At 70.6% G+C, this 19,893-nt stretch carries 17 protein-coding genes; 5 read left to right on the top strand and 12 right to left on the bottom strand.

The window, feature by feature from the left end; translation table 11 throughout:
• Positions 1–56: 56 nt before the first annotated feature.
• The gene (ilvC, locus tag AB6A69_RS01020) at positions 57–1,079 is read left to right on the top strand and encodes a ketol-acid reductoisomerase (RefSeq protein ID WP_371059298.1); all 1,023 of its coding nucleotides are present in this window, start codon (positions 57–59) and stop codon (positions 1,077–1,079) included.
• Positions 1,080–1,122: 43 nt separating this feature from the next.
• Here the strand turns inward: ilvC and AB6A69_RS01015 are convergent, their stop codons facing one another.
• Complete coding sequence (locus tag AB6A69_RS01015; protein ID WP_371036584.1) at positions 1,123–1,284, bottom strand: hypothetical protein; 162 nt, start codon at positions 1,282–1,284, stop codon at positions 1,123–1,125.
• Positions 1,285–1,386: 102 nt separating this feature from the next.
• Between AB6A69_RS01015 and AB6A69_RS01010 the strand changes: the two genes are divergently transcribed.
• Both AB6A69_RS01010 and AB6A69_RS01005 read left to right on the top strand, forming a co-directional pair.
• Positions 1,387–2,325, top strand: coding sequence for a DMT family transporter (locus AB6A69_RS01010; RefSeq protein ID WP_371054803.1), 939 nt, complete (start codon positions 1,387–1,389; stop codon positions 2,323–2,325).
• Between the two features lie 56 nt (positions 2,326–2,381).
• A complete protein-coding gene (locus AB6A69_RS01005) occupies positions 2,382–2,927 on the top strand; it encodes a hypothetical protein (protein WP_371059297.1) in 546 nt (181 codons plus the stop codon).
• A gap of 3 nt (positions 2,928–2,930) precedes the next feature.
• Here the strand turns inward: AB6A69_RS01005 and glmM are convergent, their stop codons facing one another.
• The 8 genes from glmM to AB6A69_RS00965 all read right to left on the bottom strand — a co-directional run bounded on the left by glmM (position 2,931) and on the right by AB6A69_RS00965 (position 13,584).
• Positions 2,931–4,280: a phosphoglucosamine mutase gene (gene glmM, locus AB6A69_RS01000; RefSeq protein ID WP_371054801.1), complete on the bottom strand. Its 1,350-nt coding sequence runs from the start codon at positions 4,278–4,280 to the stop codon at positions 2,931–2,933.
• Positions 4,270–5,286: a dihydropteroate synthase gene (gene folP / locus AB6A69_RS00995; protein ID WP_371059296.1), complete on the bottom strand. Its 1,017-nt coding sequence runs from the start codon at positions 5,284–5,286 to the stop codon at positions 4,270–4,272. The genes glmM and folP overlap by 11 nt, the downstream gene beginning before the upstream one ends.
• A 43-nt stretch (positions 5,287–5,329) precedes the next feature.
• Positions 5,330–6,259, bottom strand: a complete 930-nt coding sequence (locus tag AB6A69_RS00990) for a dihydroneopterin aldolase (protein ID WP_371059295.1) — start codon at positions 6,257–6,259, stop codon at positions 5,330–5,332.
• A gap of 100 nt (positions 6,260–6,359) precedes the next feature.
• Positions 6,360–6,998 carry a cell wall hydrolase gene (locus AB6A69_RS00985; RefSeq protein ID WP_371059294.1) on the bottom strand — a complete coding sequence of 213 codons (639 nt, stop codon included), beginning with the start codon at positions 6,996–6,998 and terminating at the stop codon, positions 6,360–6,362.
• A 127-nt stretch (positions 6,999–7,125) separates the two neighbouring features.
• A complete protein-coding gene (locus tag AB6A69_RS00980) occupies positions 7,126–9,732 on the bottom strand; it encodes a putative PEP-binding protein (RefSeq protein WP_371059293.1) in 2,607 nt (868 codons plus the stop codon).
• Positions 9,733–9,763: 31 nt separating this feature from the next.
• Positions 9,764–12,019: a glycine--tRNA ligase subunit beta gene (gene glyS, locus AB6A69_RS00975; protein WP_371059292.1), complete on the bottom strand. Its 2,256-nt coding sequence runs from the start codon at positions 12,017–12,019 to the stop codon at positions 9,764–9,766.
• Complete coding sequence (locus AB6A69_RS00970; protein WP_371059291.1) at positions 12,019–12,549, bottom strand: DUF6446 family protein; 531 nt, start codon at positions 12,547–12,549, stop codon at positions 12,019–12,021. The genes glyS and AB6A69_RS00970 overlap by 1 nt, the downstream gene beginning before the upstream one ends.
• A 93-nt stretch (positions 12,550–12,642) precedes the next feature.
• Positions 12,643–13,584: a glycine--tRNA ligase subunit alpha gene (locus AB6A69_RS00965; protein WP_371059290.1), complete on the bottom strand. Its 942-nt coding sequence runs from the start codon at positions 13,582–13,584 to the stop codon at positions 12,643–12,645.
• Between the two features lie 160 nt (positions 13,585–13,744).
• Between AB6A69_RS00965 and AB6A69_RS00960 the strand changes: the two genes are divergently transcribed.
• Positions 13,745–15,490 (top strand): trypsin-like peptidase domain-containing protein, encoded by a 1,746-nt coding sequence (locus AB6A69_RS00960; RefSeq protein ID WP_371059289.1) that lies wholly within the window; start codon positions 13,745–13,747, stop codon positions 15,488–15,490.
• 22 nt (positions 15,491–15,512) lie between these two features.
• On the opposite strand, the gene AB6A69_RS00955 is transcribed toward AB6A69_RS00960, so the two are convergent.
• A complete protein-coding gene (locus AB6A69_RS00955; RefSeq protein WP_371059288.1) occupies positions 15,513–16,961 on the bottom strand; it encodes a TrkH family potassium uptake protein in 1,449 nt (482 codons plus the stop codon).
• Between the two features lie 96 nt (positions 16,962–17,057).
• Between AB6A69_RS00955 and AB6A69_RS00950 the strand changes: the two genes are divergently transcribed.
• Positions 17,058–17,426: a VOC family protein gene (locus AB6A69_RS00950; RefSeq protein ID WP_371059287.1), complete on the top strand. Its 369-nt coding sequence runs from the start codon at positions 17,058–17,060 to the stop codon at positions 17,424–17,426.
• 7 nt (positions 17,427–17,433) lie between these two features.
• Here AB6A69_RS00950 and folE2 read toward each other — a convergent pair whose 3' ends face one another.
• A complete protein-coding gene (gene folE2, locus AB6A69_RS00945) occupies positions 17,434–18,528 on the bottom strand; it encodes a GTP cyclohydrolase FolE2 (RefSeq protein ID WP_371054791.1) in 1,095 nt (364 codons plus the stop codon).
• A 122-nt stretch (positions 18,529–18,650) separates the two neighbouring features.
• Entirely contained in the window at positions 18,651–19,832 is a 1,182-nt protein-coding gene (metZ, locus tag AB6A69_RS00940; protein WP_371059286.1) for an O-succinylhomoserine sulfhydrylase, read from the bottom strand.
• Between the last annotated feature and the right edge of the window lie 61 nt (positions 19,833–19,893).

Genomic DNA, 19,893 nt, shown 5'->3' with positions numbered 1-19,893 from the left:
TTTTCGCCGCAAGATGGGTAGTGTCGCCGCATCGGAACACAAGGGAACCCAAGGACATGCGCGTTTATTACGACCGCGATTGCGACATCAATCTCATCAAGGACAAGAAGATCGCCATCCTGGGCTACGGCAGCCAGGGCCACGCCCATGCGCTGAACCTGCGCGACTCGGGTGCGCAGCACCTGGCCGTGGCACTGCGCGAGGGGTCGGCGAGCGCGAAGAAGGCGGAGGGCGAAGGGCTGCAGGTCATGGGCATCGCCGAGGCGGCGGCGTGGTGCGACCTGATGATGTTCACCATGCCCGACGAGCTTCAGGCGGAGACCTACTACAAGCACGTCCACGACAACCTGAGGGACGGCGCGGCCATCGCCTTCGCGCATGGCCTCAACGTGCATTTCGGCCTGATCGAGCCGAAGCCCGGCGTGGATGTCATCATGATGGCCCCCAAGGGCCCGGGCCACACGGTGCGCGGCGAATATACCAAGGGCGGCGGCGTGCCGTGCCTGGTGGCGGTCGACAACGACGCCTCCGGCAAGGCGCTGGAAACCGCGCTCTCCTACTGCTCGGCCATCGGCGGCGGCCGGTCGGGCATCATCGAGACGAGCTTTCAGGAAGAGTGCGAGACCGATCTTTTCGGCGAGCAGGCGGTGCTGTGCGGCGGCCTGGTGGAGCTTATCCGCTGCGGCTTCGAGACGCTGGTGGAAGCGGGCTACGCGCCCGAGATGGCCTATTTCGAGTGCCTGCACGAGGTGAAGCTGATCGTGGACCTGATCTACGAGGGCGGCATCGCCAACATGAATTACTCGATATCCAACACGGCGGAGTTCGGCGAATACGTCTCCGGCCCGCGCGTGCTGCCCTATGACGAAACGAAGGCAAGGATGAAGGCCATCCTGACCGATATCCAGACGGGCCGTTTCACCCGCGACTGGATGCAGGAATGTTCGGTCGGTCAGCCGATGTTCAAGGCCACGCGGCGCATCAATGACGGGCACCAGATCGAACAGGTGGGCGAGACGTTGCGCGGCATGATGCCCTGGATCACGGCCGGCAAGATGGTGGATCGCTCGAAGAACTGAGCGCCGCGGCGCCCGGGCCGGCGACGGCCCGGGCGTCACGCGATTACTCGTCCTTCGTCTTGGAATCGCCGTCGCGGGCCAGCGCGCTTTTCGGCGCGTCGGGGTCCTGCTTGCGGCGCTCCGTGCGGCGCTTGCTGTCCCAGGCGATCACGGCGACGACGGCAAGCGTCAGGATCGCCAGTGTCGGAATGATGTACGCGTCCATCAGGAAACCTCCTTTCGGTCGCGGTTGCGAGGCGCAGAGCAAGGCCCGCCGAACACGGGCCGTCCCGCCTCGTTACTAGTTGATGTAGGTCACGGAACCGATTTGAAAACCGCCCTTCCCCACGACCTGCCCGTGATCACCGCCCGCAGCTGGGGCATGGTCGCCACGCTCGGCCTCGTCTGGGGCGCGACCTTCATGGGAATCGAGCTCGCGCTTCAGGGGTTCACGCCGCTCTGGGTCGCGACCGGGCGGCTCACGCTCGCCGCCGCGCTCTTGTGTGCGGTCTGGGCCTTCCGGGGCGGGCCCGTGCGGCTGGTCCGCGACGATCGGGCGCGCTGGCCCTATGTTCTGACCGTCGGGCTGACCGGCACGATGCTGCCCTTCATGGCGCTCTCCTGGGGGCAGACCTACGTCACCAGCGGCTTCGCCGGGGTCTGCATGGCGGCGGTCCCGCTGATGGTGCTGCCGCTCGCGCATGTCTTCGTCCCGGGCGAGCGGCTCGGCTGGCGCCGGGTGGCGGGCTTCCTGGTGGGGTTCGCGGGGGTTGCCGTGCTCATCGGCCCGGGCGCCTTCGCCTCGACCGGCGTCGCGGGCGAGGCGCTTGGCCGGCTGGCCTGCCTCGCGGCGGCCGCCTGCTACGCGGTCAGCTCGATCCTCACCCGGCGCTGTCCGCCGATCGACCCCGTGGCGCTGGCGAGCCTCACGCTTCTGGTGGGCGCGGCGATCGCCCTGCCCGTCGCGCTGGCCGTGGACGGTCTGCCCGTCGCGCCGCCGCGCGCCGCGCTCCTCGCGCTGGTGACGCTGGCGCTCGTGCCGACGGCGGCGGCGGCGCTTCTGCGCATCGTCGTGATCCGCAGCGCGGGCCCGGTCTTCATGAACCTCGTGAACTACCAGGTGCCGGTCTGGTCCGTCATGTTCGGCTGGGCGCTGCTGAACGAGCCGTTGCCGCCCTCGCTGCTGACCGCGCTCGCGCTGATCCTTGCCGGGCTGGTCCTCAGCCAGTGGCGGGCGCTGGGCGCGCTCTTCCGACGGACCCCGTGACACGCGCCGGCGATGGTGTAGGATCGGGCCGACGGCAAGACCGGCAAGGGGGGTCCATGCGACGGCGCAATCTCATTCTCGGTACGGCGCTCGCCCTCGCGACGGGGCGCGCCGCCCTCGCGCAGTTCGATGACGACGAGGACATCGAGGTCGGTCCGAACCTCGAACTCCTGCAAGTGCCCGACATCTCGGGGCGCGACCTGGCCGGCGCGCCGCGGGGCACGGGGCGCGTGCGCCGCCTTCTGCTGCTCGGGGACGCGACGGCCGAGGTCTTCTCGCTCGACCTGCCGGCCGTGGCGCAGAACGAGCACCGCTTCGGCCTGATCACGCCCACCGTCCCGCAGCGGTTCGCCGGCGCGGAAGAGGTCGGGCGCGTGCGCCTCGGACCCGGCCCCGCGCTTTTTGCCGACATCGCCGGGGCCGGGCCCGCGCGCCAGGTCGTGATCCTCGCGGGTCCGGTGAGCTACTGGCTGCCGCTCCGCCGGCCGCGCGCCCGCCTGCCACGCCTGCCCGAGGGGCTGCCGGTGGTGGGGCAAGTGCTTCGCCGGCCCGGCGACGGCCCCCAGCCGGTCCTGATCCGCCTGGACTGGCGGCGCGACTGAGCCTCAGACCGCGCGCTCGACCGCGGCCACGACCTCGTCCACGATCGCGGCCATCAGCGCCTCGTCCTCGGCCTCGGCCATGACGCGGATCAGCGGTTCGGTTCCCGACTTCCGGATCAGAAGCCGCCCGCGCGCCCCGAGCCGGCCTTCGGCCGCACGGATCGCCTCCTGCACCGAGGCTGCCTCCAGCGGCGCCTGTCCGGCGGCGTAGCGCACGTTCTTCAGGAGCTGCGGCACCGGCTCGAACTGCCGCGCGAGGCGGCTGGCAGGCTGGCCCGTGCGCACCATCTCGGCGAGGAACTGCAAGCCCGCCATCAGCCCGTCGCCCGTGGTGGCGTGGTCGGTCATCACGATGTGCCCCGACTGCTCGCCGCCGAGGTTCCAGCCGCCCCGGCGCATCGCCTCCACCACGTAGCGGTCGCCCACGCGGGTCCGCTCCAGGCGCAGGCCCGCCGCTTCGAGGTGCCGCTCGAGCCCGAGATTGGACATCACCGTGGCGACCAGGGTGCCGTCGCGCAGACGCCCCTCGCCCGCCCAGCGCGTCGCCATGAGCGCCATGATCTGGTCGCCGTCCGCGATCTGGCCGGTCTCGTCGATCAGAACCGCCCGGTCGGCGTCGCCGTCGAGGCAGATGCCCACATCGGCGCCGTGGGCCACCACGGTTTCCGCGGCCACCTGCGGCGCGGTGGAGCCGACACCGTCATTGATGTTGAAACCGTTCGGGCGAACACCCACCGCCACCACGTCGGCGCCCAGTTCCCATAGCACCTCGGGCGCGGCCCGATAGGCGGCGCCGTTGGCGCAATCCACCACGACCTTCATCCCGTCGAGGCGCATGCCCTGCGGAAAGGTGGATTTCACCCGCTCCACGTACCGGAAGCGCCCATCGTCGATCCGCCGCGCGCGCCCGATCTCGCCCGCCGGGGCGGCATCGACTCCCGTCTCCAGCAGCGCCTCGATCTCCAGTTCGGCCTCGTCGGACAGCTTGAAGCCGTCGGGGCCGAAGAACTTGATGCCGTTGTCGTGCGCGGGGTTGTGCGAGGCGGAGATCATGATGCCCAGGTCGGCGCGCATCGAGGGCGTCAGAAGCCCCACGGCGGGTGTCGGCACCGGGCCGAGCAGCAGCACGTTCATGCCCGTGGAGGTCAGCCCCGCGGTCAGCGCATTCTCGAACATGTAGCCCGACAGCCGCGTGTCCTTTCCGATCACCACGCGATGCACCGCGCCCGCGACCGTGTCGCGGCGGAAGTAGCGGCCCGCCGCCTGCCCCAGCCGCAGCGCCACGTCGGCCGTCATGGGGTAGCTGTTCGCGGTGCCGCGCACCCCGTCCGTGCCGAAGAACTTACGCGTCATGGTCTTCTCCGTGATGCACCGCCTGCCAGAGCCGCAGCGCCTGCGCGGTCTCGGCCACATCGTGCACGCGCAGGATCTGCGCGCCTTGCGCCACGCCCGCGAGCGCCACGGCGATCGATCCCGGGGCGCGGCGGGCGGCCTCGGGCGCGCCGCCCAGCTTGCCGATGAAGCCCTTGCGCGAGGCCCCCAGCAGCACCGGCACGCCCAGCCCGTGAAAGAGCGCCAGCCCGCGGATGAGCGCGAGGTTGTGCGCCACGGTCTTGCCGAAGCCTATGCCCGGGTCGGCCACGATCCGCGCGCGGGCGATGCCCGCGGCCTCCGCCGCGGCGATGCGCGCCGCAAGCCCGTCGAAGACATCCAGAAGCACGTCGTCGTAGCGCGGATCATCCTGCATCGTCTCCGGCGTGCCCTGCATGTGCATGAGGCAGACGGGAAGCCCGGCCTCGGCGCAATAGCCGGCAAGCGCGGGATCGTGCGTCAGCGCCGAGACGTCGTTGAGCATGCGCGCGCCGGCCTCGACGGCCGCGCGTGCCACCGCGGTCTTGCGGGTGTCGATGGAGACGGGCGCCGCCACCGTGCCGTGCAGGGCCGCGATCACCGGCGCGGTGCGCGCGATCTCCTCTTCCTCCGGCAAGGGCTGCGCGCCGGGGCGGGTGGATTCCCCGCCAACGTCGAGGATGTCGGCCCCGTCCCGCGCCATGGCCTGCGCCCGGGCGATCGCGACGCCCGCCTCGAAATGCTGCCCGCCATCCGAGAAGCTGTCGGGCGTGACGTTGAGGATGCCCATCAGGCGCGGGGCGTCCATCGCGACGCCGGCCACCGGCGGGCGCGGCACGGTCAGCGCATGGCGCCAGTCATCCGGCATCTCCGAGGCGCCGATCACCCGGGCGGGCGCGCCACGTTCCAGCCGCTCGACCCGGCTGAACCAAAGCGCGCCGCCGGCGAGGGACAACGCATCGGCCGGCCGCGCCGGACCGGACTGCAAGAGCGGTCTGAAATAGATCATCTGGCCCGGTGCATGGGCGAAAGCGCCTCGATTGGCAAGCGCCTCAGAGCCGTTCGGCCGCCTCGGGCACGCGGCGCACCGGCAGGCCCGACCCGTCCGGCGGCGTTTCGCCGATGAACAGCAGTTCCGCGGCGTCCATCTGCTGGCCGAGCCACGCGGCCAGCGCCACAGCGTCGCCCGGCTCCGCCTCCGGGGAGGCGGCGGCGTCGAGAACGATCTTCGACGGCGCCCAGACGCTGATCTGGCCGTGCTTCATCGCCCAGTCCAGTTCCGTCCGGCTTTCGACCACGACGCAGCGCGCGTCCCGGCCGGCCAGCACCCAGGCGTTCTGCTCGATGGCGAGCAGGTCGATCCGGCGCTGGGCCAGCCGCGCCCGCGTCCGTGGCGCGGGAAGCTCCGGCACGCCCACGCAAAGGATGGCCGGCCGGCCCGCCGCCTCCAGCTGGTCCAGCCAGCCCGCGAGGCGGGGCGAGGCGATGGCGGCGTTCGACAGGTAGACGATCGCCGGGTGCGGGCGATCGTCGTCGCCCACCAGGTGCAGCTCGCGCGGCAGGTCGCGCCGCGTGCGCACGATCTCGACACCGAGCGCGCCGGGCCCGCGGTCCAGTTTCTCGATGCGGACGAAGGCCCGCATCGCCTGCGGATCGAGCAGGATGCGCTCGGCGACGCGCTCGGCGAGCGTTTCCAGAAGGTTGACACGTTCCGCGGCCAGCTCGTGGGCGATGGCCTCCGTCACGCGGTCGTAGCTCAGAATCCGGTCCACGTCGTCGTCCAGCGGCTCGGAGGCCTGGCGCACCTCCACCACCACGTTGAAGCAGATGCGCTGCGTCGTGCCCCGCTCGGCCTGAAAGGCCCCGATCTCGACCTCGACCACGTGATCGCGCAACGAGATCCGGTCGCGCGGGCGATCGTCGGCCGTGGCGATCGCGCGCTCGGCGGGATGCGCGAAGGCAAGGCGGATGTCCTGTGTCATCATGGGCTCCGGCAGCGGCAACGCCGCGGACCCTACAGCCGCCGCCCGCCGGCGAACAGGGCGGTCCGCGGCATCCCGGCGTCCGTTTGCGGCAGCGCGCTCAGTTCGAGGAGAGCTGCGTCGGCTTGCGGTAGAAGTGATGCACCCCGATCGTCGCCGTGCGCGGGTAGACGCGCGCCCAGCGCGGGTTCACCGCCTTGGTGTGGTAATGCGTGGCGCCCTTGGTCAGATCGCGCGGCGCGCCGTCGATCATCGCGCGGGCGACCTTTCCAACCTGTGACCATGCCGTCTTTTCGTGGATCACCTCGGGCTGGCCGTCGCAGGTGTAGGTGAACTGGCATTGATACCGCTGGCCGGTGCCCTGCTTCACGACGCCGCAGACACTGTCGGGAAAGATCGCGCTGTCCACGCGGTTCAGGATCACCTCCGCGACGGCGAACTGGCCCTTCACGCTTTCCCCGCGGGCCTCGAAATAAAGCGCCTCGGACAGGCAGCGCCACTCCTCTCCGCCCTCGGCGGCCGATCGCGTCGAAAGCCAGGAGCGCGAATAGTCGATCTCGAGCGGCGTGTCGGCCGCGGGATCGCCGGAGGCGAGGCTTTTCAGCCGCTCGCGCGGCACCGCGCCCAGCGCGGCCTGCTCCTGCCGCACGATGTGTCCCATCGGATCGAGTGAAAGCTCCGCCTGGGCCGCGGTGACCGACACCGCTAGCCCGGTCAGGGCAGCGAGAATGATACGCATGTTCTTTCCGCCGACGTTCGGCGGCCCCCACAGGTCGTCTCAATTTCGCCGCTCTATAGCGCAAGGATGTCGCAAACGTCCACCCGGGGGGCCCCGGCGTCGGTGCCTCACCGCCGACCGGATAGTGTCAGGCACCAGATATTGGCGCCACAAGCCGCTCCGGCTGCGCGATCTTGTCGGCGATCGCAAGCTGCGCTGCGGCAAGACGCGCGATCGGAACACGGAAGGGAGAGCAGGAAACGTAATCGAAACCGGCTTTCCGACAGAAGGCAATCGATTCGGGATGGCCGCCATGCTCGCCGCAGAGCGACAGCGTGACGTCGGGCCGCGCGGCGCGGCCCCGCTCGGCGCCGATGCTCAGAAGCTCGCCCACGCCATCCACGTCGAGCACGTGGAACGGATCCTCCGCGAAGACGCGCTGTTCGACATAGGCCGACATGAAGCGCCCGGCATCGTCGCGCGACAGCCCGTAGGTCATCTGCGTGAGGTCGTTCGTCCCGAAACTCAGGAAGGCCGCGTGCTGCGCGATGTCGCCCGCCCGCAGGCAGGCGCGCGGCGTCTCGACCATGACGCCGAGGCGGTAGCTAAACCGCGCCGCCTTTTCCGTGGAGACCGCCGCGGCCACCGAATCCACCCGGGTCTTGACGAGTTCCACCTCGCGCTTGGCCGAAACCAGCGGGATCATGATCTCGGGCACGACCGGCGCGCCCTCGCGGCTGGCTTCCACCGTCGCCTCGAAGATGGCGCGCGCCTGCATCTCGTAGATCTCGGGCACGGCGATGCCGAGCCGCACCCCGCGCATCCCCAGCATGGGGTTGTATTCTCCCATCGCCTCCACACGCCGTGTGACGTCCGACAGCGGCAGGTCCAGCGCGTCGGCGAGATCCCGCAACCCGGCGCGGTCGGAGGGCAGGAATTCATGCAGCGGCGGATCGAAAAGCCGGATGCAGACCGGCTGACCCTGCATGATGCGGAAAAGCTCTATGAAATCGCCCCGCTGCATCGGCAGCAGGCGGTCGAGCGCCGCACGCCGGTCCTCGGGCGTGTCGGCGAAGATCATCTCGCGCATCGGCGTCAGGCGGTCGGCCTCGAAGAACATGTGCTCCGTCCGGCACAGCCCGATGCCCTGCGCCATGAAGTTCCGCGCGGTCTGCGCGTCGGCGGGCGTGTCGGCATTGGCGCGCACGCCGATGTCGCGCGCCTCGTCGGCCCAGCCCAGAAAGGTCTGGAACGCGTCGTCGAGCGCGGCCTCCACCATCGCGGGCGCCCCGGCGAGGACATCGCCCGACGTCCCGTCCACGGTGATGATGTCGCCCTCGCGCAGCGTCCGGCCATCCGGCGCCGTGAGCTGCTTCTTGCCCATCTGGAAGCGCAACTCCGACGCGCCCACCACGCAGGGCAGCCCGAGGCCGCGCCCGATCACCGCCGCGTGGCTCGTCATGCCGCCCCGCTCGGTCAGCACCGCGACCGCCGCGTGCATCCCGCGGATGTCCGAGGGCGAGGTCTCGCGGCGGACCAGAACCGCGGCCTCGCCTCGGGCCGCCGCGGCCTGCGCGGCTTCCGCCGAAAAGACCACACGGCCCGAGGCCGCGCCCGGGCTCGCCGCCACCCCGCGGGCGAGCCGGTTGCGGCGCGCGCCGGGCGCCACCTGGCGGTGCAGGAGTTCCGAAAGCGCGCGCGGCTCGATGCGCATCAGCGCCTCGTGACGGGAGATGATCCCCTCCTCGGCAAGCTGCACCGCGATGCGCAGCGCCGCGCGCGGTGCGCGCGCGACCCGCACGCCGTCGAGGATGTAGAGCCGCCCGTTCTCCAGCGTGAATTCCACCTGCATCTCGTCGCGAAGCTTCTCGCGCATCAGCCGGCCATGGGCGAGAAGCTCGGCGAAGACCTCGGGCGCGCGCTCTTCGAGAGACGGGCCGCGCGGATCGCGCTCGAGGTAGAGCGCGGCGTCGCTTTCGCGCAGCGCCTCGCGGCCCTGGCTCTGGCTGAGATAGCGCCCGGTGACGCGGGCCTCGCCGGTGGTGCTGTCCACGAGCTGCAGCACGCCCGAGCCGCACTCGCCCGCGCCGAGGCCGAAGGCCATCTCCTGCACGACGAGGCCGAGCCCGGCATCGTCGGGCGCCCCCTTCGCGCGGCGCAGAAGCCGCGCGGTCGTGCCCTCCCAGGCGCGTGCCATGGACCGCAGCACCGCCGACAGTTGCACGGCGCGATCCTGCGGGAAAGGCTCCTCGGTCTCGTCCTCGTAGGCCCGCAGCGCCTCGCCCAGCGCCTGCTGGCCCGCGCCTTCGATCTCGTCGAACATGTCCGGGTCGAGCCGCGCGACATGCACCGCATAGGCCTGCACGAACCGGAAATAGAGCGAGGTCGCGGCCTCCTCGCCAAGCGTTTCCGAAAAGGCGGCGTGGCGCGCGCCGTTCATCCCGATATTGAGGATCGCCCCCGGCCCGCCCCAGTCCGGATCCTCCGACGAGGGACGCACGCAGAGCAGCGCGTCCTCGGGGAAATGGCCGAGGATGGTCGCGGTATCGGGCGGCACGCCACGGGCGATGTCGCGCACCGCGGCAAAGCCCAGCGCGACGGTGTGCGGCACCGGCAGGTCCAGCCGGACGAGACGCTGCAGGCATTTCGCGCGCCCCCCGTGGGTGGGGGCGCTGATCGGCGCGTCGGCCGTCACGGCCGTGATGCGGGCCTCGTCTTGCTGCACTGCGGCACCTCCCGGTAGCTCGCGCAGCATACGCCCGGCGCGCGCGCTGGCAAGGGCCCGCTCAGCCTTCGATGCGGCGCAGGTCCGCGACCTGCAGGCACACGTCGCGGATGCGCGAGAGCAGGTTCAGCCGGTTGCGTCGCACCACCGAGTTCGAGGTGTTGACCTGCACCGCCTCGAAGAAGGCGTCCACGGCGGGGCGCATCGCCGCCATCGCGCGCATCGCCGCGCCGTGATCCTCGGCCGCGAGCGCGCGCCCGATCTCCGCCTCGGCGGCGTCGAGCGCGTCGAAGAGCGCCGTCTCCTCGGGCGCCTCGGCCAGCCTGCGGTCGGCGCCGAAGCTGTATTCCACGCCATCCGCGTCCTCGGCCTGGGTCAGGATGTTGTTGGCGCGGCGGAACCCCTGAAGCAGGTTCTCGCCCTCCTCGGTTTCAAGCAGCGCGCCCAGCGCCTCGGCCCGCGCCACCACGAGCGCGAGGTCGTCCGAACCCGGCATGGCGAGCGTGGCGTCGATCACGTCGTGGCGCAGCCCCTCGCCCCGCAGATGCACCTTCAGCCGGTCGTGAAGGAAGGCCAGCAGGTCGGTCGAAAGATCGGGCACGAGATCGCCCACCGTGCGCAGGAGCGATCCGTCCTCCGTCGAGGGCGCGTCCTCCTGCCCGTCGAACCGGCCCAGGACAGTGCGGAAGGCCGCGCCGAAGACGCCGTGACGGGCGACCTCGTCCAGGATGCCCTCGAGCGCCTCGATCTCCTTTTCCTCCGCGTCGTCCCGGTTGAGCGCGATCTTGTGGCGCAGAAGCTGCGCGTCGACGAAGCGGTCGAGGTTCAATCGAAGACCGTTCGCCAGCACGATGCGGATGACGCCGAGCGCCGCGCGCCGGAGCGCGAAGGGATCCTTGGAGCCGGTGGGCCGCTCGTCGATCGCCCAGAACCCCGTCAGCAGGTCGATCTTGTCGGCCAGCGCCACGGCCACCGACACGGGCGCCTCGGGCACCGCGTCCGAGGGGCCGAGCGGCGCGTAATGCTCCTCCACCGCCGCGGCCACGTCGGGATCGAAACCCGCCGCCTCGGCGTAGAGCCGGCCCATGTGGCCCTGAAGCTCGGGAAACTCGAAGACCATCTCGGACATGAGATCGGCCTTGCAGATGCCGCCCGCTTCCCCCGCGCGGTCGGGCGCGGCGCCCACCGCCGGGGCGATCTCGCGGGCGAGCGCGGCGATGCGCGCGACCCGGTCGGCCTGGGAGCCCAGCTTGCCATGGAAGGTGACCGTGGAGAGCCGGTCGAGCCAGGGGTGCATGTGCTCTTCTTCCGCCACGCGCAGGTCGTTCTCCCAGAAGAACTTCGCGTCCGAGAGCCGGGCGGAAAGCACCTTGCGGTTGCCGGCGAGGATCGTGGCGCCGCCGTCGGGCGCCTCTACATTGGCCACGGTGACGAAGCGCTCGATCCGGCCCGTTGCCGGGTTCCGAACCGAGAAGAATTTCTGATGTTCCTTCATCGAGGTGCGCAGAACCTCGGGCGGCAGGTCGAGGAACTCCGCCCCGATCTCTCCCATCAGGACGACGGGCCATTCGACAAGCCCCGCCACCTCGTCCAGCAGGCCGCGGTCCTCCACCAGTTCGAGCCCGGCCGCGAAGGCGAGGTTGGCGGCGTCGTGGCGGATGTGCCCGGCGCGCTCCTGGGCGTCGAGCATCACGTTCGCGCGCTTCAGCTTCGCCGCGTAATCATCGAAATTCACGACAGGAAACGGGTCCGGCGCGTGCACGCGGTGACCCCGCGTCGTGTCGCGCGCGGCGATGCCGTCCACCGTGAGCGGCACCGCCTGCGCGCCCGCCTCGTCCGAAAGGATGCACAGGATCGCGTGCAACGGCCGCACCCAGCGCAGCGTGCCCGCGCCCCAGCGCATGGATTTGGGCCAGGGAAAGTTGCGGATCACGCTCTCGAGCACCTCGGCCACGATCTCGGCCGCCTCGCGGCCCGGCGTGGTGATCCGGGCGACGTAGACGGACCCCTTCTTGTCCTCCTGGACCGAGAGATCCTCGCGCGAGAGGCCGGTGGAGCGCAGGAAGCCCTCCACCGCCTTCTCGGGCGCGTCCACGCGCGGGCCGCGCCGCGTCTCGGTGACGGCCGGCGAGCGCGCGGACAGCCCCTCCACGGCAAGCGCGAGGCGGCGCGGCGTGCGGAACGCGCCGGCCGAGGCGTAGGTGAGCCCCGCTTCCACCAGCCCGTCGGTCACGCGCGCCTTCAGGTCCTCGGCCGCGCGGGCCTGCATCCGGGCGGGGATTTCCTCGGAAAAGAGTTCGATGAGAAGATCGGGCATCAGGTCTCGCCTTGCGGTGGGGGCGGGCAGCCTTCGGGGGCGGGCTTGCCGTCGAAGACCTCCTCGCCGCAGCGGTTCAGTCGGTGCCACGCGACGCCGCGACCGTCCTCGAAGATGGCCACCACGCGATCCACGCCGTATTCGATGTTCTCCACCCCGAGGAAGGCCGTGGCGCTGCCATTCTCGAGCGCCGCGCCCACGGCGCCCGCGTCGAAGCAGTCGAACCAGCCCGGGGCGACGAGCGGCACGGCGTCCTCGATCGTGACGTAGGTCTCCGCGAGGTCCGCGCGCGGCGTCGAGACGGTGAAGCAGGCGCGGTAGCGGATCGGCGAGCTGTCGGAGTCGATGGCGCGGAAATCGCCGTGGGCCACGGGCTCTGGCGCGCCGCTTGCCCGGGCAGTCAGGCGCACGTCCTCCGGTCCCGAGGGCGGCACCTCGTCGTAGAAGGCGTGAATCTGGAGATACCAGAGCGCCGCGCCCCCGATCAGGCCGCTTGCGAGGATCAGCAGGCTGACGAGCTTCCCGGTCACCGGGTCACCTCCCTGTGGCAGGACAACGCGGCCGTGGCGCAACGGCGTGACGGATGCGCCATGCAAGCGGACCGTCCGTGTGACCGCCCGGGGTTACGCGGCATCGGGCGCGCTCCAGCCGCCGGCGGGGCTTGCGACGAAGGCGTCGGCGCATTTCTTCGCCAGCGCGCGCACCCGCGCGATGTAGGCCTGCCGCTCCGTGGGCGAGATCACGCCGCGCGCGTCCAGCAGGTTGAAGATGTGGCTCGCCTTGATGCACTGATCGTAGGCGGGATGCGCCATGACGATCCGCCTGCCGGTTTTCGGATCCTCCTGCGGATGGGCGAGGATCGCCTCGCATTCGGTCTCGGCGTCCTCGAAATGGCGCAGCAGCATCTCCGTCTCGGCCACGTCGAAGTTGAAGCGGCTGTATTCCTGCTCGGTCTGGCGGAACACGTCGCCGTAGCTGAGCGGGAAGGTCGCGTCGGGGGCGTTGTAGGGCATCTCCATGACGTGATCGATGCCGAGCACATACATCGCCAGCCGCTCCAGCCCGTAGGTGAGTTCGCCCGAGACGGGGTGGCAGTCATGCCCGCCCACCTGCTGGAAATAGGTGAACTGGCTCACCTCCATCCCGTCGCACCAGACCTCCCAGCCCAGCCCCCAGGCGCCCAGCGTCGGGCTTTCCCAGTCGTCCTCGACGAAGCGGATGTCGTGAAGCTCCATGTCGATGCCGATGGCGGCGAGCGAGCCGAGGTAGAGCTCCTGAAGGTCGGGCGGCGACGGCTTGATGAGCACCTGGAACTGGTAATAGTGCTGCAACCGGTTCGGGTTCTCGCCGTAGCGCCCGTCGGTGGGCCGGCGCGAGGGCTGGACATAGGCCGCGGCCCACGGTTTGGGCCCCAGCGCGCGCAGCGTGGTCGCGGGGTGGAAGGTGCCCGCGCCCACCTCCATGTCGTAGGGCTGAAGCACGGCGCAGCCCTTCTCGGCCCAGTAGATCTGCAGCCGCAGGAGCACCTCCTGGAAGCTGCGCGGCTTCGTCGTTGCCTCTGCCATGCCTGCCTCGCGCCTCGGGAACGCGCCTTACCTATGCCGGTGCGGCATCGCGGTCAATCGCGCCCGCGAAACGCGCCCCGGCCCGGGAAATTCCCGCTCGCAACCGCCTCGTGTTGCGGTAAACTCTCCATCGCAGGCAAGCCAACGGAAAAGAGCAGTAATGGTCAGGGTATTCGTCGTTTTCTCGCTCGTCGTGATCGGACTTCTGCGGCCCGCCGCCGCGCAGCAGGCCGAGAGGGTCTTCGTGCAGGTGGAGGCGCTGCCCAGCCTCCAGGAGGCGCAGACCCGCGCGCGGGCCTACGCCGCGCGCCTGCCCGACGTGAATGGCTTCGCGCTCGGCGCGGGATGGTACGCGGTCACGCTCGGCCCCTACCCGCGCGACGACGCCTCCACGCTTCTCTTCCGCTATCGCAACGCGGGGCTGATCCCCGGCGACAGCTATATCGCGCGAAGCTCCGATTACGGGCAGCGCTTCTGGCCCGTGGGCGCGATCCAACGCGACCCCCCCGCCACCGCCCTGCCCCGCGCGGACGGGGTGGGCACCCTTGAAGCGCCCGCGCCCTTGCCGGAGCCGGAGCCCGCCGGGGAAACCCCGGCCGAGGCACGCCGGAGCGAGGCCGCGCTCACCCGCCGGGAGCGCGCGGAACTGCAGGAGGCGTTGCGCTGGGCGGGATTCTACGGCGGTGCGATCGACGCCGCCTTCGGGCGCGGCACGCGCGGCGCCATGGCCGACTGGCAGGCGGCCAACGGCCACGAGGTCACGGGCATCCTGACGACCCGCCAGCGCGCCGCGCTGCTGGGCCAGTACAACGCGATCTTCGAGGAGCTGGGCCTTGCAAGCGTGGCCGACGCCACGGCGGGGATCGAGATGCTGATGCCCACGGCCGCGGTCACCTTCGACCGCCATGAATACCCGTTCGCCCACTACGAAGCGACAGGAGAGGTGCAGGACGCGCGCGTCCTGCTGATCAGCCAGGCCGGCGACCGCGACACGCTCGCGGGGCTCTTCGACATCATGCAGACGCTGGAAATCGTGCCGCCCGAAGGGCCGCGCACGCGGACGGGCGACCGCTTCACGCTCGAAGGCCGGAACGCCGGGATCGTCTCCTACACGGAGGCATCGCTCGAGGGCGGACGGATCAAGGGTTTCACCCTGGTCTGGCCGGCGGACGACGAGACGCGCCGCGCGCGCCTGCTCGAGGAGATGCGCGAAAGCTTCACCCGCCTCGCCGGCGTTCTGCCGCCCAGCGCGGGCAGCGACGACGCGCAGGCCGTGGACCTTGTCTCGGGGCTCGCGGTGCGGGTGCCGAGGCTCTCGCGCTCGGGCTTCTACATCGACGATCGCGGCACGGTGCTCACCACCGCCGAGGCCGTTCGGGGCTGCGGCCGGATCACGCTGGAGGGCGAGTTCGACGCGCGGGTGGTCACGCTCGACGAGGCGCTCGGCGTGGCGGTGCTGCGGCCTGTCTCCGCGCTCGCCCCCGCCGAGGTCGCGGCCTTCTCCGACGGGTCGGCGCGCCTGCGCTCCGAGGTTGCGGTCTCGGGCTACTCCTTCGGCGGCCAACTCACCGCGCCCACGCTGACCTTCGGCCGGCTCGCGGCGCTGAACGGGCTTCAGGGCGAGACGGAGATCAAGCGCCTCGACCTCGACGCGCTGCCGGGCGACGCGGGCGGGCCTGTCTTCGACGAGACCGGCGCGGTGATGGGCCTCCTGCTGCCCCGGGCCGAGGGCGACCGGCAGCTGCCCGGCGACGTCCGCTTCGCCGCCAGGTCGGACGCCCTGCGTCCCCTGATCGAGGCGGCGGGCGTCCCGGCGCGCACGGCGCAGCCGGCGGCGGCGATCGCGCCCGAGGACCTGACGCGGCGCGCGATGGACATGACCGTGCTGGTGAGCTGCTGGGAGTGACCGCCGGCCGGCGCGCGCGCCCTCAGGCGCGCCAGAAGCCCACGGTCAGGATCGCGTAGACGGCCAGCAGTTCCAGCCGCCCGATCAGCATCGCGAAGGCCAGCAGCCATTTCGCCACGTCGTTGAGCCCCGCGAAGTTCCCGGCCGGGCCGATCTCGTCTCCGAGGCCGGGGCCGATATTGGCCAGCGCCGCCGCCGCGCCCGAGACCGAGGTGGTGATGTCGAGACCTGTCATCCCCAGCGCGACGGAAAGCAGCCCGAGGGTCACGATGAAGAAGACGAAGAAGGCGATCACCGAACCGATCACGTCCTCGCCCACCGGCCGGCCGTCGTAGCGCGGGGTGAACATGCCATGGGGCGCGTGGATGCGCGCGAGCTGCGACCGGATCGAGGCGAAAAGAAGCTGGTAGCGGAACACCTTGATCGAACAGGAGGTCGATCCCGCGCAGCCCCCGACGAGACCCGTGAAGAACAGCACCGCCACCGCGAAGCTTCCCCAGATCATGTAGTTCGCCGAGGCGTATCCCGTGCCGGTCAGGAGCGACACGCCGTTGAACAGCGAGGCACGGATCGTTGCTTCGGAGAGGCTGCCCGCCGCGAGGGCCTGACCGAACGCGAGGATCGCCGCGACGCCCGCCGCGACGGCGAGGAATGCGTGCACCTGGCTGTCCTGAAGGAGCGGCCGCGCGGTTCCGGCCGTCAACTGCACGAAGCGCACGAACGGCAACGCGGCGAGCAGCATGAAGATCACCGCGACATACTGCGTCGACGCGCCGAACGCGGCGAAACTCGAATCGTAGTTGGCGAAGCCCCCCGTGGCGATCGTGGTCATGGCATGAACGGTCGCATCGAAGGCGCTCAGCCCGCTCGCGATGTAGGCGAGCGCGCAAACCAGGGTCAGCGCGAGGTAGATCGTCGAGATGCGCATCGCGATCTCGGTGGCACGGGGAAGGATCTTGCCCATCGTGTCGAACGCCTCGGCGCGGAAGATCTGCATTCCGCCCACCCGAAGCTCGGGCAGGAAGACCATGGCGACGACGATGATGCCGATGCCGCCCAGCCATTGCAGGATGCCGCGCCACAGCAACAGGCCCTTGGGCATCCCGTCGAGGCCCGAGAACACGGTCGAGCCCGTCGTGGTAAGCCCCGACATGGCCTCGAAGAAGGCGTCCACCACACGCGCCTCCGTGGCGCCCAGGACGAAGGGGATCGCGCCGAAGACCGGCAAGGCCAGCCACACGCCCGTGGTCAGAAGGAAGGTCTGCTGGATCGAGAGCCGCTCCTGCGCGCCGTTGGCGCAGCCCAGCGCGATGAGCCCGCCCGAAAGCCCGGTGACGAAGGCGCTCTGGGCGAAGACGGGCCAGTGGCCGCGCCCCTCGGCGATGTCCACCAGCATCGGCAGAAGCATCGCCGCGCCGAGCACGGCGACGAGCAGGCCGATGACGTATCCAACCGGGCGCAGATCGAACATGAGGCGGAGCGTTGGCGGGCCGTCGCGCGGCTGTCAAGCGCGCGCCTTGCCCTGCACCGCGTCTTCGTGAGACGCTCGGACCGTGGAGGGCACGCGATGGACTGGAAACCCGAGGGGCAGACGAGTGTGGCCCCCTACCTCATCGTCTCCGATGCGGCGGCGCAGGCCGACTTCCTGAAGGCCGTGTTCGGCGCGGAGGTGCTGGAGGCGCACCGCCACGAAGGCGGCGGGATCAGACACATGACGCTGCGCCTCGACGACGGCACGGTGATGATCGGCCAGGCCCCGGACGGGCCCGAGGCGCATGTGCATGTCTGGGTCGCCGACCCGGCCGCCGCGCACCGCACCGCGCTCGCCGCAGGGGCCGAGGAGGTGCAACCGCCGCAGGACACGGCCGAGGGCGACAGCCGCGCCGGCGTCCGCGTTGGCGGCATCACCTGGTGGATGAGCCGGCACCGCGGCTGAGCGCGCGTCAGCGCGCGTGGATCAGCGTGGCGAAGAGCTTCGGATCCAGGCTTTCGGCGGCGAAGGTGTCACCCTCGGTCAGCACCGAGATCGCGTCGTGGCTGTGCAGGCTCTCCTGGTGGCTGGCCACCACGCGAAAGTCGCCCACCCGCGCGTCCTGCTCCAGCTCGGCGGCGAAAAGCCGCGCCGCGTCCTCCACGAAGATAGGGTTCGCGGCGTTGAGCTCGGCGAAGGCCTGCTCGTCCTCGCGCTTGACCATCACCTGGGTCTCGGTGGGCACCGCGCGGCGGCAGAGTTCCACGAGATCCTCGAACCACAGGCACCCCTCGCCCGTCAGTTCGACGGAGACCCGCGCCACCGACCGCTGCGAATGGGGCGTGGCGAGCTGGCTCCGCTCCCGCCGCGCATGTTCCGACAGCTCCAGCGAGCAGGGGCAGGTGGACGAATACACGTAGTCCAGATGCATGATGCGGCGACGCTGGCCCGCCGTTTCCACCAGTTCGAGCGCGATGTCGTAATACTGGTAGCCCGACAGGCCCGAGCGCAGGCTCTCCACCCGTACGGGGAAGGAAAAGCGCATCATGATGCGCGCGTCGAGGCTGTCGAGATCGCTCTTGTAGTCGTCGAGCGCCGCCTCGATCACGTCGAAGCTGAACACCCGCTCGGCGTGGGCGTAGAAGCTCCGCATGATGCGGCTCATGTTGATGCCCTTCTTCTCGGCTTCCAGGCTCACCGTGCCGGTGACGGACGTCTCGAGCGTCAGGTCGCCGTTGTCGCGGGTATGGAAGCGGATCGGCAGGCGGAAGTTGGAGATGCCCACATGCTGGATCGGCCGCCGCGCGCCGCGGATCAGTGCGGCCGGGCCGTTCTGAAGATCGGGCAAGGTGGCCTTGTAGGCCGCGTCGGCGCGGAAATCTTCCGGATAGTCGCGCGCGAGTTCGGGGTAGGCGCCGGAGTTCGGCAGCAGGCGCAGGACAGCCGGGTCGAGCGCGGCGATCTCTTCCTCGCTCGCGTCCTCGATCCAGCGCCGCAGCCGGGCCAGCGCCATCTCGGCCTCCTTGCGGTCGGGCGCCGTTTCCATCTCGCTCACATGCACATTCATCGGGCTCGCCCCTTCGGCAGATCCTCTATCGGCTGAAGACATAGGACGGGCGCGGGCGGAAATCCAACGGCGACGCGGCATTTTCCGGCCCGCGCCCGGCGCTCACGCCGCCCCCGGACCGCTCATGCCGCGTCGAGCGCGCGGGTCAGATCGGCCAGCAGATCGTCGCCGTCCTCGAGCCCGCAAGAGAGCCGCACGAGCCCCGGCGTGATCCCCAGCACGGCCTTCTGCGCCTCGGGCAGGCGCTGATGGGTCGTCGTGGCAGGATGGGTGACGATCGACTTCGCATCGCCCAGATTGTTCGAGATGACGACAAGATCGAGGGCATTGAGGAAGCGGAACGCCGCCTCCTGCCCGCCGGCGAGCTCCAGCGCGAGCATCGTGCCCCCTGCGCCCATCTGCCGCTGCGCCAGCGCGTGCTGCGGATGCGAGACGAGGCCGGGATAGAGGACGCGCGACAGCTTCGGGTGACCCTCCAGCGCCGCGGCCAGCCGCGCGGCCGTCTCGGTCTGCGCCCGCACCCGCAGATCCATGGTTTCCAGGCCCTTCAGGAGAACCCAGGCGTTGAAGGGCGAAAGCGCACCGCCCGTATGCTTCATGTAGGGCTCCACGGTCCCGCGGATGAACTCCCGCGTTCCGAGGATGACGCCGCCAAGCACCCGGCCCTGCCCGTCGATGTGCTTCGTGGCGGAATAGATCACCACGTCCGCGCCCTGCAGCGCGGCCCGCGAATGGACGGGGGTGGCGAAGACGTTGTCCACGACGACCGTCGCGCCGGCGACATGGGCGATGTCCGAAACGGCGGCGATGTCGATGACGTCCAGCGTGGGGTTAGAGACGGATTCGAAGAACGCCGCGCGCGTGCCGGGGCGCAGCGCCGCGCGCCACTGATCGAGGTCGGTGCCGTCCACGAAGCTCACCTCGACCCCGTAGCGGGCGAGCACCTCCTCCAGCACGTAAAGGCAGGAACCGAAGAGCGCGCGGGCGGCCACGACATGATCGCCCGCCCGCAGCATCGACATGAGCGCGCCCGACACCGCCGCCATGCCGCTCGCGGTCGCGAAGGCGTCCTCGGTTCTCTCGAGGCCCGCGATGCGATCCTCGAACATCGCCACCGTCGGATTGCCGTAGCGGGCGTAGATGAACTCGTCGGGGCCGGCGGCGCGGAACCGCGCCTCGGCGGCCTCGGCACTGTCGTAGGCGAAACCCTGGGTGAGGAAGAGCGCCTCGCTCACCTCCCCGTATTGCGAGCGCCGCGCGCCGCCATGCACCAGCCGCGTGCGCGGCTTCCAGCCCTCCGACATCCTGCACCTCCCCCGGGGCTCGCCCGGACGAAAAAGCCCCCACGCGCGGTCAAGCGAACGG

This window comes from Rhodosalinus sp. 5P4 (genome assembly GCF_041365695.1).
Classification (GTDB): Bacteria; Pseudomonadota; Alphaproteobacteria; order Rhodobacterales; family Rhodobacteraceae; genus Rhodosalinus.
This window is presented reverse-complemented; position numbering and strand designations above follow the sequence as displayed.

What these genes read in the sequence shown, in the direction of transcription:
- folE2 (WP_371054791.1), bottom strand. Translation starts at nt 18,528, where the DNA reads ATGAATGTGCATGTGAGCGAGATGGAAACGGCGCCCGACCGCAAGGAG.
- glyS (WP_371059292.1), bottom strand. Translation starts at nt 12,019, where the DNA reads ATGCCCGATCTTCTCATCGAACTCTTTTCCGAGGAAATCCCCGCCCGG.
- AB6A69_RS00955 (WP_371059288.1), bottom strand. Translation starts at nt 16,961, where the DNA reads ATGTTCGATCTGCGCCCGGTTGGATACGTCATCGGCCTGCTCGTCGCC.
- AB6A69_RS00965 (WP_371059290.1), bottom strand. Translation starts at nt 13,584, where the DNA reads ATGGCAGAGGCAACGACGAAGCCGCGCAGCTTCCAGGAGGTGCTCCTG.
- AB6A69_RS00950 (WP_371059287.1), top strand. Translation starts at nt 17,058, where the DNA reads ATGGACTGGAAACCCGAGGGGCAGACGAGTGTGGCCCCCTACCTCATC.
- AB6A69_RS00980 (WP_371059293.1), bottom strand. Translation starts at nt 9,732, where the DNA reads ATGCTGCGCGAGCTACCGGGAGGTGCCGCAGTGCAGCAAGACGAGGCC.
- AB6A69_RS00985 (WP_371059294.1), bottom strand. Translation starts at nt 6,998, where the DNA reads ATGCGTATCATTCTCGCTGCCCTGACCGGGCTAGCGGTGTCGGTCACC.
- AB6A69_RS01015 (WP_371036584.1), bottom strand. Translation starts at nt 1,284, where the DNA reads ATGGACGCGTACATCATTCCGACACTGGCGATCCTGACGCTTGCCGTC.
- AB6A69_RS00960 (WP_371059289.1), top strand. Translation starts at nt 13,745, where the DNA reads ATGGTCAGGGTATTCGTCGTTTTCTCGCTCGTCGTGATCGGACTTCTG.
- glmM (WP_371054801.1), bottom strand. Translation starts at nt 4,280, where the DNA reads ATGACGCGTAAGTTCTTCGGCACGGACGGGGTGCGCGGCACCGCGAAC.
- AB6A69_RS01005 (WP_371059297.1), top strand. Translation starts at nt 2,382, where the DNA reads ATGCGACGGCGCAATCTCATTCTCGGTACGGCGCTCGCCCTCGCGACG.
- metZ (WP_371059286.1), bottom strand. Translation starts at nt 19,832, where the DNA reads ATGTCGGAGGGCTGGAAGCCGCGCACGCGGCTGGTGCATGGCGGCGCG.
- ilvC (WP_371059298.1), top strand. Translation starts at nt 57, where the DNA reads ATGCGCGTTTATTACGACCGCGATTGCGACATCAATCTCATCAAGGAC.
- AB6A69_RS00990 (WP_371059295.1), bottom strand. Translation starts at nt 6,259, where the DNA reads ATGACACAGGACATCCGCCTTGCCTTCGCGCATCCCGCCGAGCGCGCG.
- folP (WP_371059296.1), bottom strand. Translation starts at nt 5,286, where the DNA reads ATGATCTATTTCAGACCGCTCTTGCAGTCCGGTCCGGCGCGGCCGGCC.